Origin of the sequence: Shewanella sp. SM69 (assembly GCF_025653985.1) — a bacterium.
Lineage (GTDB): Bacteria > Pseudomonadota > Gammaproteobacteria > Enterobacterales > Shewanellaceae > Shewanella > Shewanella oncorhynchi.
Window position 1 is genome coordinate 16,384 of record NZ_JAKKRV010000008.1, and the last position, 17,737, is coordinate 34,120.

At 45.0% G+C, this 17,737-nt stretch carries 16 protein-coding genes and 1 pseudogene; 5 read left to right on the forward strand and 12 right to left on the reverse strand.

The window, feature by feature from the left end; genetic code table 11:
• Positions 1 to 3: 3 nt before the first annotated feature.
• Positions 4 to 486, reverse strand: coding sequence for a copper chaperone PCu(A)C (locus tag L5M37_RS12240; protein ID WP_028761867.1), 483 nt, complete (start codon positions 484 to 486; stop codon positions 4 to 6).
• Positions 487 to 519: 33 nt separating this feature from the next.
• On the opposite strand from L5M37_RS12240, the gene L5M37_RS12245 reads away from it, so the two are divergent.
• Positions 520 to 1,257 (forward strand): enoyl-CoA hydratase, encoded by a 738-nt coding sequence (locus L5M37_RS12245; RefSeq protein WP_028761866.1) that lies wholly within the window; start codon positions 520 to 522, stop codon positions 1,255 to 1,257.
• Between the two features lie 131 nt (positions 1,258 to 1,388).
• Here L5M37_RS12245 and L5M37_RS12250 read toward each other — a convergent pair whose 3' ends face one another.
• From L5M37_RS12250 to dusA, 3 genes are all read right to left on the reverse strand, one after another.
• On the reverse strand, positions 1,389 to 1,589 hold the full coding sequence (locus L5M37_RS12250) for a PspC domain-containing protein (RefSeq protein ID WP_113941528.1): 201 nt from the start codon (positions 1,587 to 1,589) through the stop codon (positions 1,389 to 1,391).
• A gap of 151 nt (positions 1,590 to 1,740) precedes the next feature.
• Positions 1,741 to 2,031, reverse strand: a complete 291-nt coding sequence (locus L5M37_RS12255) for a hypothetical protein (protein ID WP_173246873.1) — start codon at positions 2,029 to 2,031, stop codon at positions 1,741 to 1,743.
• A 209-nt stretch (positions 2,032 to 2,240) separates the two neighbouring features.
• Positions 2,241 to 3,260, reverse strand: coding sequence for a tRNA dihydrouridine(20/20a) synthase DusA (dusA, locus tag L5M37_RS12260; RefSeq protein WP_263200609.1), 1,020 nt, complete (start codon positions 3,258 to 3,260; stop codon positions 2,241 to 2,243).
• Between the two features lie 749 nt (positions 3,261 to 4,009).
• On the opposite strand from dusA, the gene L5M37_RS12265 reads away from it, so the two are divergent.
• Positions 4,010 to 4,474 (forward strand): chemotaxis protein CheX, encoded by a 465-nt coding sequence (locus L5M37_RS12265; RefSeq protein WP_105251417.1) that lies wholly within the window; start codon positions 4,010 to 4,012, stop codon positions 4,472 to 4,474.
• 424 nt (positions 4,475 to 4,898) lie between these two features.
• On the opposite strand, the gene alr is transcribed toward L5M37_RS12265, so the two are convergent.
• A complete protein-coding gene (gene alr, locus L5M37_RS12270; RefSeq protein WP_263200610.1) occupies positions 4,899 to 5,975 on the reverse strand; it encodes an alanine racemase in 1,077 nt (358 codons plus the stop codon).
• A gap of 102 nt (positions 5,976 to 6,077) precedes the next feature.
• A complete protein-coding gene (gene dnaB / locus L5M37_RS12275; protein WP_105251415.1) occupies positions 6,078 to 7,484 on the reverse strand; it encodes a replicative DNA helicase in 1,407 nt (468 codons plus the stop codon).
• A 125-nt stretch (positions 7,485 to 7,609) separates the two neighbouring features.
• Between dnaB and L5M37_RS12280 the strand changes: the two are divergent.
• Positions 7,610 to 9,807: pseudogene (locus tag L5M37_RS12280) on the forward strand (S46 family peptidase).
• Between the two features lie 532 nt (positions 9,808 to 10,339).
• Here L5M37_RS12280 and rplI read toward each other — a convergent pair.
• Genes rplI through rpsF form a run of 4 tightly spaced genes read right to left on the reverse strand, consistent with a single transcriptional unit; the run spans position 10,340 to position 11,778 of the window.
• Positions 10,340 to 10,792: a 50S ribosomal protein L9 gene (rplI, locus tag L5M37_RS12285; RefSeq protein WP_113939970.1), complete on the reverse strand. Its 453-nt coding sequence runs from the start codon at positions 10,790 to 10,792 to the stop codon at positions 10,340 to 10,342.
• Positions 10,793 to 10,828: 36 nt separating this feature from the next.
• Positions 10,829 to 11,056: a 30S ribosomal protein S18 gene (gene rpsR / locus L5M37_RS12290; RefSeq protein ID WP_006083042.1), complete on the reverse strand. Its 228-nt coding sequence runs from the start codon at positions 11,054 to 11,056 to the stop codon at positions 10,829 to 10,831.
• A gap of 12 nt (positions 11,057 to 11,068) precedes the next feature.
• Positions 11,069 to 11,374 carry a primosomal replication protein N gene (priB, locus tag L5M37_RS12295; protein ID WP_105251411.1) on the reverse strand — a complete coding sequence of 102 codons (306 nt, stop codon included), beginning with the start codon at positions 11,372 to 11,374 and terminating at the stop codon, positions 11,069 to 11,071.
• A gap of 8 nt (positions 11,375 to 11,382) precedes the next feature.
• The gene (gene rpsF / locus L5M37_RS12300) at positions 11,383 to 11,778 is read right to left on the reverse strand and encodes a 30S ribosomal protein S6 (protein ID WP_105251410.1); all 396 of its coding nucleotides are present in this window, start codon (positions 11,776 to 11,778) and stop codon (positions 11,383 to 11,385) included.
• 213 nt (positions 11,779 to 11,991) lie between these two features.
• Between rpsF and L5M37_RS12305 the strand changes: the two genes are divergently transcribed.
• Together L5M37_RS12305 and L5M37_RS12310 are read left to right on the forward strand one after the other, a co-directional pair.
• Complete coding sequence (locus L5M37_RS12305; protein WP_168825486.1) at positions 11,992 to 12,735, forward strand: YdiY family protein; 744 nt, start codon at positions 11,992 to 11,994, stop codon at positions 12,733 to 12,735.
• A 252-nt stretch (positions 12,736 to 12,987) separates the two neighbouring features.
• On the forward strand, positions 12,988 to 14,430 hold the full coding sequence (locus L5M37_RS12310; RefSeq protein ID WP_131524122.1) for an MFS transporter: 1,443 nt from the start codon (positions 12,988 to 12,990) through the stop codon (positions 14,428 to 14,430).
• 126 nt (positions 14,431 to 14,556) lie between these two features.
• Here L5M37_RS12310 and rlmB read toward each other — a convergent pair whose 3' ends face one another.
• On the reverse strand, positions 14,557 to 15,297 hold the full coding sequence (rlmB, locus tag L5M37_RS12315) for a 23S rRNA (guanosine(2251)-2'-O)-methyltransferase RlmB (protein ID WP_028759536.1): 741 nt from the start codon (positions 15,295 to 15,297) through the stop codon (positions 14,557 to 14,559).
• The gene (gene rnr / locus L5M37_RS12320) at positions 15,298 to 17,721 is read right to left on the reverse strand and encodes a ribonuclease R (RefSeq protein WP_263200612.1); all 2,424 of its coding nucleotides are present in this window, start codon (positions 17,719 to 17,721) and stop codon (positions 15,298 to 15,300) included.
• Positions 17,722 to 17,737: the final 16 nt, after the last annotated feature.

Sequence of the window (17,737 nt, forward strand, 5' to 3'; positions counted from 1 at the left end):
TCCTTAATGATGGTGATGATGCTCTTGCTCTGCGGCGTTTTCTGCTGCTTTACTAACAGGCAGGGTAATTGCCATTTTCTCGCCACCGTCAAACTCTAATTGCAGTTCAACTTGTTGCTCTAACACCAATGGCGCTTTTAAGCCAAGCAACATGACGTGATCCCCTGACGGCGTTAACGTTAATGTGCCATGGGAGGGGATGTCAAAACCTTCAACATGGCGCATCTTCACCATGCCTTGGTCTTCGATAATCGTGTGTAATTGGGCATCCTTTGCCACAGTCGTACTGACACCGATAAGACGAATCGCTTTATCTGTGTGGTTTTCAAGCGTAAAGTAAGCGGCAGTATTTGGTACTGTCTCAGGCATGGCGCGTATGTGACCTTCAGTCATGACTACGTTCGCCAACGCTGAAAATGATGCACAAGATAAAACTAGACAATTAAACAGCTGTTTGAATATTGGTTTCAATGTCTTAAACTCCATGTTTACCCAATGTCGTCGTAAAGGAAACAACCCATGAGTCATATACAGGTTCAGGATGATCAGGGCGTGCGTATTATTAGCTTTAATCGCCCTGATAAACGCAATGCACTTGATCTTAATATGTATAAACAACTGACAGAATACCTGATCGAAGGTGAAGCAGACAACGACATTCGTGCCTTTATGCTCCATGGCCAAGATAATTGTTTCACCTCCGGCAATGATGTTGCTGACTTTTTGAAAAATAGTGACTTAGGGCCAAATCATCCCGCAGTACGTTTCTTATTTTGTCTGCTCGAACTCAAAAAACCTTTGGTGGCTGCTGTTTCTGGTGCCGCCGTAGGTATAGGTACAACCGTACTGCTACATTGCGATCTGGTATACGCTGACAACACGGCGAAATTTCAACTTCCCTTCGTCAACTTGGCTCTCGTGCCGGAAGCGGGGGCTAGCCTACTCTTACCAGAACTCATTGGTTATCAAAAAGCGGCTGAGTTACTGCTACTTGGTGAAAGTTTTAATGCCGAGACGGCCCATAGACTCAATATGATCAACGAAATTGTGGCCCATGAAGATTTACTCAGTTATGCACTATCTCAGGCAAAAAAATTGGCAAATCAACCGCCACAAGCACTACAAATCACACGTCAATTAATGCGTCCGCATAAAAATCGTGTACAACACCAAATGCACCAAGAACTTGAACAATTTAGCGCTAGGCTAAAAAGTGATGAAGCCAAAAGCAGATTTCAAGCTTTTTTGAAAAAATAGTCTGCAAGGCAGTATGCACATACATTTTCGCATGAGGGTCAAAGTGCCCTCTTGTTGATAGGTTTAACTGCATCATTTTAAATCAAAACAAGCCACTTATTAGCTCATCAACACAAGCCATCACTGCATGCTTAGGCTGGTTTTTTCCATTGGTCAACTAACAATGCTAAAACAAAGTAAATTAGCAAACTCACACCCGGCATAAATACAACTGCACCAGCCCACACCGCACGAGTCCAAAAACAAGACCAATCAAATTTCCACGCCATGCCTGCAGCAACACCACACACTAACCGCTCTGGACTCTCCATACGCACTTTTAATCGTTTCATCTAAAACCTCGACTCAGTTCATCGCTAACTTATTTATCACTAACACTATGCCACTGAAACCAGCAAATAATGCCTGAAAACAACGCAAGACTAATTACAGGTAACAGTAGCAATGTCATCAAAGGTGCTACAAACCACATAAGCAGATCCTTTACTTAGCGCTATATTCATCGGCACCTGCCGATTCACCTTTATTTTCAGCGTTTAAGCTAAGTTGACTGTTGAAGTCATAAATACTTTCAGCCAGTTGTGTTTGCAATGACATCACAAATTCACGCTTTACACTGACGAACAATTCTTGTGTCTGCGCAGTTAATGTTTGCTCAATAGTTCCCACAACATCTGATATTGGTGCGGCTTCTGCGTGTGCTGCAACGCTACCGACTAACGCGCCTAATAATACACTCATTTGTACTGATTTTTTAATGGTTAACGTAAACATGATGGCATCCCTTTCGATTAATTAACTTGACAAAAGGAGTATTACAAACTGCGTGCCAACTTATAAAAATATTTTTAAGATTATGATTTTAATCATTTTAAAGCATTTTATGTGAACAAGATGAGATATAGGGATGGATTGGAAAATAACAAGTGGTGAAAAATACTACTAAAGTTAGTAAATTTCACCATCTTTTAAGTCGAGTGGAATTACTCTACAACTTCAGCCTGAATATTCTGAAAAGCCTGCTTTACCACTTCTATCCCAGCGCCGTTTTTATGGGCATTTTCGCTCAAATAACGACGCCACGCACGGGCACCTGGTAAACCTTGAAATAAACCTATCATATGGCGAGTAATATGATTAAGTCGCCCACCCGACTGCAAATGTGCTTCGATATAAGGCAACATAGCCTCAATCACAGCCTCGCGGCTGATCACTGCTTTTTGACTGCCACACAATATTTGATCCACCTGCGCCAGAATATAAGGATTCTGATAAGCCTCGCGCCCCATCATTACTCCATCGAGCTGCACTAAATGAACTTGTGCTTGCTCGATAGTTGTTACGCCGCCATTAATACCAATATTAAGTGCAGGATAATCACGCTTAAGTTGATACACACGCTCATAATCGAGCGGCGGGATCTCGCGATTCTCTTTTGGGCTTAACCCTTGAAGCCACGCCTTACGCGCATGGATAGTAAAATCCGTACACCCTTTTGCACTAACCACATCAATAAACTGGGTTAAAAACGCATAACTATCTTGCTCATCAATTCCGATACGCGTTTTCACAGTCACAGGAATATCAACGACTTGCTTCATGGCGTCAACACACTCAGCCACTAACTCAGGTTCCGCCATCAGACACGCGCCAAAGCGACCATTCTGCACTCGATCGGAAGGACAACCCACATTGAGGTTAACTTCATCGTAGCCACGCTCAGCAGCGAGTTTAGCGCAACGAGCCAAATCTAAGGGATTAGAGCCACCTAACTGCAACGCCAAAGGATGTTCTTCTTGGTTATATGCCAAGTAATCACCACGACCATGCAATATCGCTCCTGTTGTCACCATTTCCGTATACAACAAAGCATTAACCGACATCAAACGTGCAAAAAAACGATAATGCCGGTCTGTCCAATCCAACATGGGCGCAATGGAAAATGTTCTCTCGATTGGAATAGTTGATATAACTGGGGTTTTACTCATTTTAGATTGAATCATCACTCTCACATTCTATTAAGCGGTTTTCACACATTTGTGCATTTGTCTAATTGCTAAGCATCCTGTGAGGTATCCCAAATTATAAGATTGAGCGCTCAAGATGGTGTTCCCAGTAATTGACCTGAAAACACGTACTGAACAACACACTACAAATGCGTCGTTAGGGTGAAGCAAAAAAGTGAGACAGTCTACAGCGAACATCGTACTTTTACAAAGTCAGCTAAGACACTCAAGGCCAAGACGCCTTTTTGATAGCACTCCACAATGCCGAAAATAGCCATATAAAATGGGATTACGTAAGACGCGATGGGATAGAGAGTTGAGTAGCAACGCCTTCTCACAAGTTCAAGTGCAAATAAAAGTCGAGTTACTCCATAAAAAGGCTAAAAAACTTTGCAGCATCGGCACTCATGAGCCACTATGAATGGGGCTAATGCAGCCGATATATTGCCATTTTTTGTATGTATGAGACGTAAAACAACGCTATTTGACGATAAGCGTCTTCCAAGCAAACTTATGAACCATCATACAAAACGGTCTAAACAATAAAGGACACGGTTATATGGAGCTTTAACTGCCTATAACTCAGATAAATGATAAGAATATCTTTAAATTAGCCTCACATTTATAGCTGTCTCATCTAAGCTGATAGAGTGTGATCAAGATTGCTGTCGATAAGCAACTTTTCTAATAGCCTTAAGCAATGCCATTACTCCATGGTTTAGGCTCAAAAGAGGACAAACTTAGGCATGAACGTTAATTTTATTAATCCTTTCCTCCAATCTTTGCTCAATGTCATATCTACGATGGCGAGCATGGATTTGACGCCGGGCAAACCCCAAATCAAAGTAGATAACTTAGCAAAGGGTGATGTATCCGGCCTAATAGGTCTTGTTGGACCCCAAACAAAAGGATCACTGTCGATTACCTTCGAACAAAAGCTTGTTTTGCAGATAATGCAGAATATGCTGGGCGAAAACCCGGGTAAAATTAACGAGGAAGTGACTGACTTAGTAGGCGAAATTACGAATATGGTGACTGGTGGCGCAAAAAATCTTTTGGGTCAAAAAGGCTATGAATTTGAAATGGCCACTCCTATGGTCGTATCAGGAAAAGGCCATACTATTTCCCATAAAGCTAATGGCACTAAGATTATCATGCCATTTACAAGCCCGCATGGTACTGCTTATATTGAAATATGTTTTGAAAACTAATAGCTTAAATGCACCAAGCCAGTCAGCTCAAAATACATTAACTATCCTGTCGCTCTGGATCTTATGTTTCATTCGCTTATTTAAAGCCAGATAACAAAGATCAGAACGGCTGGTTTACCGTAAACTGAATTGAGGTATTTTTATCGTCTATTTTGCCGCCTAACACCAGTTCAGCACAGCTTCATCCTCAGGTCTAAAATATATTGCGTCGCCAACGGTGAACTGCAAACCACTATTTTGTTTATCTCAGCCCTACAGGTTCGACACTTCTCCCGCTAACAAATAACTATAATTCATAGTGTTATTTGCAGTAACCATTCGTGTAGTGGCAATTATTCATCCTGACACTTTACATAAAAGAAAACGGTGTTTAATCACCATTTTCTTGCTAAAAAGTGTCCCAGAATAATTCTATCTGTCAGGGTTAAGCTAAGCAAACAGCAACCCTTGGCGTAAGCTTAGTGACTAATTCGTAAGCGATAGTGCCGATATGTTCAGCGACTTCCTCCACGGGTAATGCCTTACCCCACAGCAATGCACTATCCCCAACTTTATCTTGCGCACCTTGACCTAAGTCAACAGTCAACATGTCCATAGAAACACGGCCGACTATGGGTACGCGGCGACCATTGACCCACACGGGTGTGCCTTCCGGTGCATTGCGAGGATAACCATCACCATAACCAATCGCCACGACACCTAAACGGGTATCTTGCTTCGCGGTCCAGAAACAACCATAGCCGACTGGCTGATTGGCTTTATGATCCCGTACCGCAATCAACTGTGATACTAATTCCATCGCAGGAACTAGCCCGTGATTCGCACCGCAATCACCAGTAACAGGAGATACGCCATAGAGTGCAATACCAGGACGGATCCAATCGCCTTGGCTCTGAGGCCAATACAAGGCACCAGCAGAGTTTGCTAAGGTTCTAAATCCGGGCAAGCCTGCCGTTAACGTATTAAAAGCCGCCATCTGTACTGAGGTATAAGTGTTATCTGGCTCATCTGCACAGGCAAAATGTGTCATCAAATGGATCGGTTTTGCCACATTGGGACAGGCCATTAACCTTGCGTAAACCGTTGAAAATTGTTCGGACGTAAAACCTAAACGATGCATGCCTGAATCCACTTTAAGCCAGACAGTGACAGGTTTTGACAACACAGTTTGCTCTAACATCTCAAGCTGAGAGCTGTGGTGCACTACAGTGTCAATATCATGCCCGACGAGTAACGGGAGATCGGTGGCGCGGAAAAAACCTTCTAGTAATAACAAACGCGCTGTCACGCCGCCCGCTCGTAATTCTAAGGCCTCATCCAATCGTGCTAGGCCAAAGCCATCGGCACTGACTAAACAATTAGCGACATTCAATAATCCATGACCATAACCGTTCGCTTTAACGACGGCCATCACACGACTCGCTGGTGCCTGTTGACGCAACGCAGCGAGATTGGTTTGCAGTGCACTACTGCTAATTTCTGCACGGGGAAAAGGGTTCAAAATTTACCTTGTTTACTCAGGAAATAAAAAGTCACGGATATAAAAAATACATCAATACAGCTCATCTTCTGCAAACGCAAACTGACTGTTTTTAAACGTCAATTAATCTTCTTCAAACTGCGGCCCAGCATAATTATCGAAACGCGAAAATTGCCCTTGGAAAGTGAGCCGCACCCGACCAATGGGGCCGTTACGTTGCTTACCAATGATGATTTCTGCCGTGCCTTTATCTTGAGAATCGTTGTTATACACTTCATCGCGATAAATAAACATGATGAGATCCGCATCTTGCTCGATAGCGCCTGATTCACGTAAATCCGAGTTAACAGGACGTTTATCGGCCCTTTGTTCGAGCGAGCGGTTAAGCTGCGACAGGGCAATAATCGGGATTTCCAACTCTTTGGCTAATGCTTTCAGCGAGCGTGAAATTTCAGAAATTTCTAAGGTACGGTTATCTTTTAAGGCGGGCACCTGCATTAACTGCAGGTAATCTATCATGATCATAGATAAACCACCGTACTCACGGGCGATACGACGCGCGCGGCTGCGAACTTCTGTCGGGGTTAATCCCGAACCATCATCAATATACATTTTGCCTTGCTCGAGCATGATACCCATGGTCGATGAAACCCGCGCCCAATCCTCGTCATCGAGTTGACCAGTACGGATCTTAGTTTGATCGACGCGGCCCAAGGAGGCCAACATACGCATCATAATCTGTTCTGACGGCATCTCGAGACTGAAAATAAGTACGGGTTTATCTTCATTCATTGCGGCCTGTTCGCACAAGTTCATCGCAAAGGTGGTTTTACCCATAGAAGGACGCGCCGCAACGATAATCAAGTCACCGGACTGGAAGCCAGCGGTCATCTTATCCAAATCGTTAAAGCCACTCGATACTCCAGTCACACCGTTATGGGGGTTATTGTAAAGCTGTTCAATCTTATCGACGGTTTTTTCCAGAATGGTTTTGATACCTTCGGGACCTTCATTAGCATTGGTTCGCATCTCGGCGATCTTAAAGACTTTACTCTCAGCAAGGTCGAGTAATTCACCCGAGTCCCGACCTTCTGGGTTATAGCCCGCATCGGCAATCTCATGTGCGACGCGGATCATATCACGGACCACGGCCCGCTCACGGACGATTTCAGCGTAAGATAAAATATTACCCGCACTTGGGGTATTTTTCGCAATCTCACCTAAGTAGGCAAAACCACCGGCATCTTCTAATTGGTTCTCAACTTCGAGCTGTTCAGAAACCGTGATCAAATCGATCGGTTGCCCTAAATCGACCAATCTGTGCATGGCAGAAAAGATCATCTTATGTGAGCGAGAGTAAAAATCCTCTTTTACTACAGCCTCTGCGACCCTGTCCCACGCTTCGGCATCTAACATCAAGCCGCCTAATACCGATTGTTCAGCCTCAATTGAATGCGGTGGCAGCTTGAGTCCATCAAGCTGCAAATCTCTTGGCTTACTTTTAGGCTTAAAAGCACCTTGTTGTGACATTAACGCTCCCGATTTCCAACAACTTAACAAAATATGATATAAAACCCGCGTCAAGCAAACAGGATGTTTACACTCGCCTGTTATTTTATTCCAACGGACACTCTAACAATCAATAAGGAAAGAACATGCGTATTGCATTGGTTGCGGCCTTAGTACTGACATCCGGCATAGCAACTGCCGACGAAGGACAATGGCAACCTTATCAAATGCCTTCAATTGCAGACAAACTCAGTGAACGCGGAATCGATATTCCGGCAGAAAAACTGGCCGATCTGACAAGTTATCCAATGAACGCTGTGGTTGGGCTGGGCTATTGTACCGCCAGTTTTGTCTCCCCCCAAGGGCTAGTTGTGACAAACCACCATTGTGCCTACAAGGCGATACAATATAACACTAAGCAAGAGCATAACTACCTAGAACAAGGCTTTTTAGCAACATCGATGGACAAGGAACCCTCTGCCGGTCCTAACGAACGTTTATACATCACAGAAGCAGTGACCAATGTCACCGCGCAAATCAATAAAGACCTCAGCCAAGACCCGCTAAGTCGTTACGAAGACATTCAAAATCACAGTAAAGCGCTCATCAAAAGCTGTGAAGCCGATGCTAACTATCGTTGTAATGTGCGCAGTTTCCATAACGGCTTAGAATACTACTTAATCAAGCAATTGATGATCCGCGATGTGCGCTTAGTCTACGCACCACCTGAAAGTGTTGGGGGCTATGGTGGCGATATTGATAACTATGAATATCCACGCCATTCGGGTGATTTTGCCTTCCTACGAGCTTACGTCGGAAAGATGGCAAACCCGCCGCGTATAGCGACAATAACATTCCTTACCAACCAAAGAGCTACCTTAAGGTCAATGCCGATGGCGTAAAAGCCGGTGATGGCGTGTTTGTGGCGGGTTACCCAGGCACGACTAGCCGTTACAACCTGACCAGTGAACTTAAATTTGCCAGTGATTGGTTGTACCCAACCCAAGCTAAGCGTTATCAATTACAGATTGATACTATCGAGGCTATGGGACAAAAAGATGCCGATATCGCTATTAAGTACGCAGGTAATATGGCCTCAATGGCCAACCGGATGAAGAAACTCAACGGCCTATTAGCGGGTTTTAAAGCAACGGATATCATTGGCATTAAGCAAAGCCGTGAAGATAATTTTTTAGCTTGGCTTAAACAAAACCCTAAGCTAAATCAAAATCTCATTGCTGAGTTAGAAGTGTTACTCGCCGAGCAACAACAAGCATTCCAAAGTAATTACTACTTTACCAATGCCCAATCGAGCACATTGTTAACCGCAGCAAACAGCCTCTACCGTCTTGCTAAAGAAAAACAAAAGCCCGATGCCGAGCGTGAGCAAGGCTACCAAGAACGTGATATTGCTATGCTAAGCTCACGTCTTAAACGTATCGATTCAAGTTTTGATGTCACTGTTGATAAGACTTTGTGGCTACAGGATTTAAATGCTTACCTTAGCCAATCAAATCGCGTAGCAGCACTCGATGAAATGCTAAGTGTGAACACTAAAGATGCCGATCTCGCAGCTAAACTCGATGGTTTGTACACACTCACTACGCTCACAGACCAAGCTAAGCGCCTCGCGTGGATGAATGCCGATGCTAGCGCTTTCGAAACCAGTGCCGATCCCTTTATTCGTTTAGCCGTAGCACTTTACGACACGAATATGGCACAGGAAAAGTCAGAAAAAATCTTAGACGGCAAGCTGTCTAGTGCTCGCCCTGATTATATGGCGGCCGTAATCGAATACTACAAAGCAAACAACTGGCCAGTCTATCCTGACGCCAACGGTACGCTACGGATCAGCTATGGCATGGTTGATGGTTATCAATCACGTGATGCGCTCTATAAACAGCCGTTTACTCGTCTTGATGGCATAGTCGCAAAACACACAGGCGTTGAGCCCTATAATGCGCCGAAAAAACTCCTCGATGCGATTAGCGAACAACGTTTTGGCGATCATCTGGTGAAGTCGGTTTATCAAGATCCCCGCGGCTGGATTTGCAGACTCTTCTCTTGTTTAGATAAACCAGAAGAATTTAACTCAGTACCGGTTAACTTCTTATCGAGTGTGGATACCACAGGTGGTAACTCCGGCTCACCAGTATTCAACGGAAAAGGTGAGTTAGTGGGCCTTAACTTCGACTCAACCTATGAAGCTATCACTAAAGATTGGTTCTTCAACCCAACCATCACCCGTGCAGTGCACGTGGATATTCGCTATATCCTGTGGATGATGGATGAAGTGGATCATGCCGATAACTTAATCCAAGAATTGGATTTAGTGAGAAATTAATACTCTGAGCCAAACACGGATTTAACCCATCTAGTCAAAAGCCGCTCACTGTCATGACAGTAAGCGGCTTTTATTTGGGTTAGTATTTTAAACGCGGATACGCTTTGAGACTGAATGAGTAGACATATCACTTGCCGCATTATACCAATCGTATTAAATATCTGTTCATTCAGCGGGAGTTCAACGCGCTTTAGACAAGGCGAAGGCTTGAAGGCATAGTGGTGCTCTGTCGAAAGCCTTAAACGCAGTATAAAGCGCTTTGCCATGCCGTTAACATCAGCCGCCCTTCGGGAGCCTCACAGGCATCCCACTCCCGTGTTACATTGACTTAAAAGGAAATAACCATTTCTGCGTCAATGCGCCTTGGATTGAGATGCCTGTGAGGCTCTGAACTGATTAGATATTTAATGTGATTGGTATTAATCCATCGCAAACCAATATCAAACCATATTGACCACAGCTAAATACTGAATTTCAGCCATAAAAAAACACCGCGAAGCGGTGTTTCTCTTAAGATTAAAGCAAGGAGTAATTAAGCTTCTGCAACGATAGAAACTTTAACAACAGCTTTAACTTCAGTGTGTAACTGAACTTCAACTTCGAAGTCGCCAGTAGTACGCAGAGCGCCTAATGGTAAACGAACTTCTGATTTAGCCAGCTCAACACCAGCAGCAGTCACTGCATCAGCGATGTCACGGTTGCCAACTGAACCAAACAGTTTGCCTTCATCACCGGCTTTAGAAGCGATTACAACCGCTTCCAATGCAGTGATTTTCTCAGCACGCAGGTTAGCAGCAGCTAATTCAGCAGCTAATTTAGCTTCTAATTCAGCGCGACGAGCTTCAAATACTTTAACGTTGCTTTCGTTAGCAACAACAGCTTTACCTTGTGGCAAAAGGTAGTTACGAGCGTAACCAGCTTTAACAGTAACTTGGTCACCCAAGTTGCCTAGGTTAGCGATTTTATCAAGCAGAATAACGTTCATTATCAAATCCTCTATATTCGATTAGGAATACTGCAATTACTGATGTAAATCAGTGTATGGCAGTAGAGAAAGATAACGAGCACGCTTGATAGCGCGAGCTAGTTGGCGCTGATATTTAGCACTAGTACCAGTGATACGGCTAGGAACAATCTTGCCGCTTTCAGTGATGTAGTTCTTTAAAGTAACGATATCTTTGTAATCAATTTCTGCAACACCTTCAGCGGTGAAACGGCAGAACTTGCGACGACGGAAATAACGTGCCATGTTGACAGTCTCCTAAGTTTTCAATTCGACATTTTCGGCATGGATGACTAAGCGGTTCTGACCATTACGCCCCTGTTGAAGCGTCATAAAGCCTTGCACTTGTACTTCCACACCTGCTTTCAGATCTTCTGCGACGCTTTCAAAGCGTGGGCCACTCAATATCACTTGAATTTGTACGTAGACGTTGCGGAGCATTTCGGCTTCATAACGCTGCGATTTGTGTTCCAACATAATTACACTATGTGCAATACCTGCTGGGCTTTTAAAGCGTCTTGAACGAGTTATCGTTCCTGACAACACCAAGTTATTGGTGGTCACAGATTACCTTACTCAGCGATTTCTTCAGCGTGAGCTTCATCATATGAGCGTTCGCCAGCTGGGCCACGACGTGAATCGCGCTCATCTCTAGCTCTAGCCATTGGAGATGCTTCAGTAACGGCAACTTTAGTACGCATTACCATATTACGCAGAACTGCGTCGTTGAAACGGAAAGCTGTTTCTAGCTCTTCGATCGTCTCTGCTTTAGCTTCAACGTTCATCAGAACGTAGTGAGCTTTATGCAGGTCAAGGATTGGGTAAGCCAGTTGACGACGGCCCCAATCTTCTAAACGGTGGATTGTGCCGTTAGCTTCGGTGATAACACCTGTGTAACGCTCAATCATACCTGGTACTTGTTCACTTTGATCTGGGTGAACCATAAATACGATTTCGTAATGACGCATTTATTGCTCCTTACGGTTATGTAGCCTCGGTATTGGCTCAGTCAAACCAAATGGAGGCAAGGAACGAAAAATAGTGACTGATTTGAGCGCGAGATAGTACAGAAAGCAAGCCAGAAACTCAAGCAATAACTTTGCCTCGCCAATCAATACAGGTATGATGGCGGCTCGCCTACATTCGGACGTCTGAAATCAGCTAACCAAGAATAAAACATAATGCTAAAAGTTATTGCGCCAATCAGTTTGTTTTTCCTTTCATTTCCTGCGCTTGCGCTTGTTCCACCTGATTATCAGGAACCGCCCAGCGATTTTACCGCGGAAATCGAAGCTGGCTTGCAACTGAACACAGGCAATACCGAATCCAGCAGTTTTAATGGTCGAACCCAACTGATTTACGATACAAAGCAAACCAAGCAAGAAGCCACACTAAAAGCCTATTTTGCCTCAGAAAAAAGTCAAACAACCTCCGAAAAATATGAGCTACAGTTACAATCGAACTATAAACTTACTAAGGGTTATGTCTTCGGACGTGGTGATTTTACTTGGGATCAATTCGGTAGTTACACACAAATATCGACTCTTTCGAGTGGTTACGGTTTCAATGCTATCAGTAGTTATAAAACAAAACTCAGTCTCGAGTTCGGCCCAGGTTATCGATATAACTTACCTGCAGAATCGGTAACTATCCCCAGCCCTGATGCCGAAAAAGATGTCATTCTTCGTACCGCTGCCAAATTCTCTCAAAAACTACAGGAATACAGCAGTCTCAATGCCGATCTCACCGCGGAAGTGGGCGAGAACAACAACACCCTCACCTTAGATATGAACTATAAAAATCTGGTGTTCCAAGATTGGGCATTTAAGATCGGTATGAACATCAAATACACTGAAGTGGTACCAGAAGGCAGCCAACCCATGGATACCATCACCACCTTCAACTTGCTTTACACTTTTAGATAACTCCTTTTAAAAAATACGAAGAAATACGAAGAAATACATAGACTAATATGACGCTAATAGCCTACTCGGCTGGCGTCTATGTGAATGCTTCACAAGCATCCCCTTGAGTTGTTCCGACATAATTCAGTGATTTTTTGAGCAGAAATGCGCAATTAATCAAGATTTACCAACAATTTGCAACACAACATAAACACTAACCCCTGATATACTCACTCCTCATTATCAATCTAGTTTGTGTTTTCGGAGTTGTATATGACTAATCCGCTGCGCACTTTCGCCTCTTTATATAGCACCACGTTATTAATGGTATTAGCCGGCGGCTTGCTTACCACCTATCTTGGGCTCAGGCTCTCAGTAATGAATGTGCCACAAATATGGATTGGCGGCATGATGTCGGCCTACTATGTTGGCCTAGTGGCAGGCTCTAAGATTGGTCATCGACTTATCGCTCAAGTGGGCCATATCCGCGCCTTTGTCGCCAGTGCAGGCATAGTCGCGGCATCGGCATTAGGCCATGCACTCGTGGATGAGCTAGCGGTTTGGCTGCTCCTCAGACTTGTGGTCGGCATGGGGATGATGTGCCAATACATGGTGTTAGAAAGTTGGCTTAACGAACAAGCTGAAAGTAATCAAAGGGGCACTGTGTTTGCGAGTTATATGATCGTATCTTACTTCGGCTTAATCTTGGGCCAAGGTGCGATCAGTATTTTCCCCGAATTAGGACTAGAGCCACTACTGCTTATCGCAATTTGTTTTTCACTCTGTATCGTACCGATTTCACTCACGCGTCGTCTTCACCCTGCGCCCTTAGTTCCTGCCCCACTCAAAATTGCCTATTACTGGAAAAAAGCGCCACAAGCACTCACGACAATCGCGATTGGTAGCATGATAGTGGGTTCGTTTTATGGTCTCGCTCCCGCCTACGCCAGTAACTTAGGTTTACCACCTGAAAAAGTCGCCACGTATATGACGGCAACGATTTTAGCGGGATTACTGGCACAATGGCCAATGGGAAAATTGTCCGACATTATGTCCCGCAGTCGCCTTATCCGTATCAACTGTATATTGCTCGGTATCTTAGCCTTAGCTATCGCCTTAACCCCCTATCATCCGGTGATTTCACTGGTGATGACTTTCCTATTTGGTATTTTAGGTTTCACTTTCTATCCGCTCGCCACAGCGCTTGCCAACTCTCGAGTAGAGCAAAATGAGCGGGTAGGTTTATCAGCAACAATATTATTAACCTTCGGCTTAGGCGCCAGTATCGGTCCGCTTATCGCATCGACATTAATGCAATGGTTTGGCAATAACATGTTATATGGCTTTATGTCAGCCTGTACCTTAATACTCTTTGTGCGTTTACGTTATGTACATTCACAGCAAAAAGTCGAAACCAATGTCACCCAAGACTACATAATGGCGACGGGCGACTTAGTCTCTTCACCACTGGCGGCAGCGTTGGACCCAAGGGTTGATGTTGAATCAATTCAAGAACATATGACGCCGAGCGCTAACTTAGATGAATCGGAGCATGATTTAGGGGCCGATGGCGTCGATGACGATATTATCGATGATAATGACAGTGATGAGGAGCAACTCGCCTTTAGTTTCGATATTGAGCAAGCAGAGCCTGAAGCGGCTCAAATAGATGAAACTGATAGCAATCAGGTTAACCTAAACAAAGCGCTGACGTAAAAAGGCCAATAAAAAACGGATTAACTTTATATCGTTAATCCGCCTTTTTATTACGACCTGTTGTTACTGCAGGTTGTTACTTAAAGCCTGATACTGCATATGCGAGATCAGGCAAACGTGAGCATATTAGCTACGACGCTGACGCACTGCTTCAAACAAGCAAATACCCGTTGCAACCGATACGTTCAAGCTAGACACACTACCGGCCATAGGGATAGAGATCAGTGAATCGCAAGACTCACGGCTTAATCGGCGTAAACCTTTATCTTCCGCACCCATGGCAATCGCCAATGATCCTTTAAGATCGGCTTGATAAAGCTCGCAATCTGCCTCGCCCGCAGTGCCCACAATCCACACACCTTTATCCTGCAGGTGACGCATAGTGCGCGCAAGATTAGTCACTTGGAATAAAGGCACTGTTTCCGCAGCGCCACATGCCACTTTACTCACAGTCGCAGTTAAGCCAACTGAATTGTCTTTAGGCACGATAATACCTTGTACGCCAGCCGCATCGGCATTACGTAGGCAAGCGCCTAAGTTATGGGGATCCGTCACACCATCCAAGATCAACAGGAATGCTTGCTCAGTGTTAGCAAGCAGCACATCTAAATCTTGCTCATTCAACACTTTCGCCGCTTTAACGCGCGCGACTATGCCTTGATGTTGGCTGCTTTCCGCTTTGTCATCTAAGGCTTTACGAGAAGCGACTTGAATCGTCGTGCCAAAGGCTTTGGCCTGATCGGCCAGCACAGTTAAGCGCTCATCGTCACGACCTTGTAACAGCCACAACTCAATAATGCGCTCAGGGCTGTGTTTTAACAGGGCTTCAACTGCGTGGATCCCAAAAATAATATCTTGTTTTTTCATTTATTTCTTTCTCGTGCTCCGCTTAGCGGCTTTTGGCTTTTTAGCCGGATCTTTTACTGCTGCTTTTTTAGCTTTAGTGCCAGCTTTGGCCTTAGGTTTGGTTTTACCTGTTTCAGCCTTGGCGCTAGATGCCGCGGTTTTGCCTGCTTTACCTTGCTTAGCGCCTTCACGATTAACGCGCTCACGGGCTGTCATCGGCTTATCACGGCTGGCAGATGCTTTACGCTTACCACCTTTGCCGTCATCACCCAGCATAACCAAATCAATCTGTCTGTCATCTAAGTTGACTGCAGCAACCTTAACCGTCACAGGATCGCCGACTTGATAAACTTGACCTGTGTGCTCACCGATAAGACGTTGACGCATAGGGTCGAATTGGTAGTAATCACTACCTAGGCTTGAGATATGCACTAAGCCATCGATAAACAGTTCATTTAAGCGCACAAACAAACCAAAACTGGTCACTGAGGCAATCACAGCTTCAAAGGTATCACCGACGTGATCTTGCATAAACTCGCACTTGAGCCAATCGCTAACATCGCGAGTCGCTTCATCGGCACGACGTTCTGTGGTTGAACACTCTTCGCCCAATTGGTCGAGCTCATCGAGCTGATAATGATAGCCACCATCCTGCGTCCACTTCTCAGTGGCTTCGCCCCTTTCCTTCGCCAGTAAATAACGGATCACACGATGTAACACTAAATCCGGATAACGGCGAATGGGCGAGGTAAAATGCGCATATTCTTCTAAGGCTAAACCGAAGTGACCTTCGTTATCCGGAGTGTAAATTGCCTGACGCATAGAGCGCAGTAACATCACTTGGATAAGTTCAGCATCAGGGCGGTCGGCAATTTGCAACATCACATTCTGGTAATCTGACGGCGTTGGCTCAAGTCCGCCGGGCATGCTTAAACCACGCTCAGCAAGGAACTCTTTAAAGTTTGCCAATTTTTGCTCGGATGGCGCTTCATGCACACGATACAAGACTTCGCCTTTGTGTTTCTTCACAAACTTAGCCGCAGAAACGTTGGCTAAAATCATGCATTCTTCAATGATTTTATGGGCTTGATTACGGCCACGCGGCACGATTTTATCAATCTTGCGCTGCTCATTGAAAATGAACTGCGTTTCCATGGTTTCAAACGCAATCGCACCACGCTCGGCTCTTTGCTCATCTAGTGCTAAATACAATGACTGTAAACACTGCAAATGCGGGAACAAGACTTCATGCTCAGGCGCAATTGGGCCGCCTTCTAACATTGCTGCCACTTGGGTATAAGTGAAACGGGCATGGGAATACATTACAGCCGGATAAAACTTATAACCCGACAACTTACCTTTAGCAGATACGGTCATCTCGGCGACCATACATAAACGGTCGACGTGAGGATTAAGCGAACATAGGCCATTGGAGATTTTCTCCGGCAGCATAGGGATCACTTGCGATGGGAAATACACAGAGTTACCACGGGCACGTGCTTCGGTATCTAAGGCAGAATCAGTGCGGACATAATAACTAACGTCCGCAATCGCAACCCATAAACGCCAGCCGCCACCGGCTTTTTTCTCCGCGTACACGGCATCGTCAAAATCGCGGGCGTCTTCACCGTCGATAGTCACTAATGGCAGATGACGTAAATCCACACGACCGACTTTATCGGCGTCGGTTACTTCATCGGGAATACGGCGCAGTTTCTTCTCAATCACAGGTGACCAAGTATGGGGTAAATCATAATTACGCAGGGCAATTTCGATTTCCATCCCCGGCGCCATTTGCTTACCGAGCACTTCAGTCACTTTACCCGCAGCCTTAACAAAACGGCCTGGGCGACGCGTTAATTCAACCACAACCACATCACCTTGACGGGCGCCGTTGCGATCTTCATTCGCGACTAAAATTTCTTGGGTAATACGCTTATCATCGGCAATGACAAATGCCATACCGCTATCGACATGATAACGGCCAACAATCGCGGCACTTCGCGGCTGGATCAGACGAACCAAACGCGCTTCGCGACGGCCACGACGATCTGTGCCCGCTTTTTGTGCCAGCACTTTATCACCGTGGAAATACATCAGCATGTCGCGGTTCGAAATAAATAAGTCATCACCGCCTTCATCGGGTTTGAAAAAGCCGAAGCCTTCTCTGTGTCCGAGTACAGTGCCGGGGATAAGATCCATTTTCTCGGGCAAGCCATAGCTCTGCCCACGGGTGAACACGAGTTCGCCATCGCGTTCCATCGCACGTAGGCGACGGCGCAAGGCCTCAAGTTGTTCTTCCTCTTGGATGTTTAACGCCGCGGCAATGCTGTCACGAGTGATAGGTGATTTTTGAGAACGTAAGTAATCGAGAATATACTCACGGCTTGGGATAGGGTTTTCGTACTTATCCTGTTCACGCTCAAAATGAGGGTCTTTGATCATTCAATATCCAAATAAT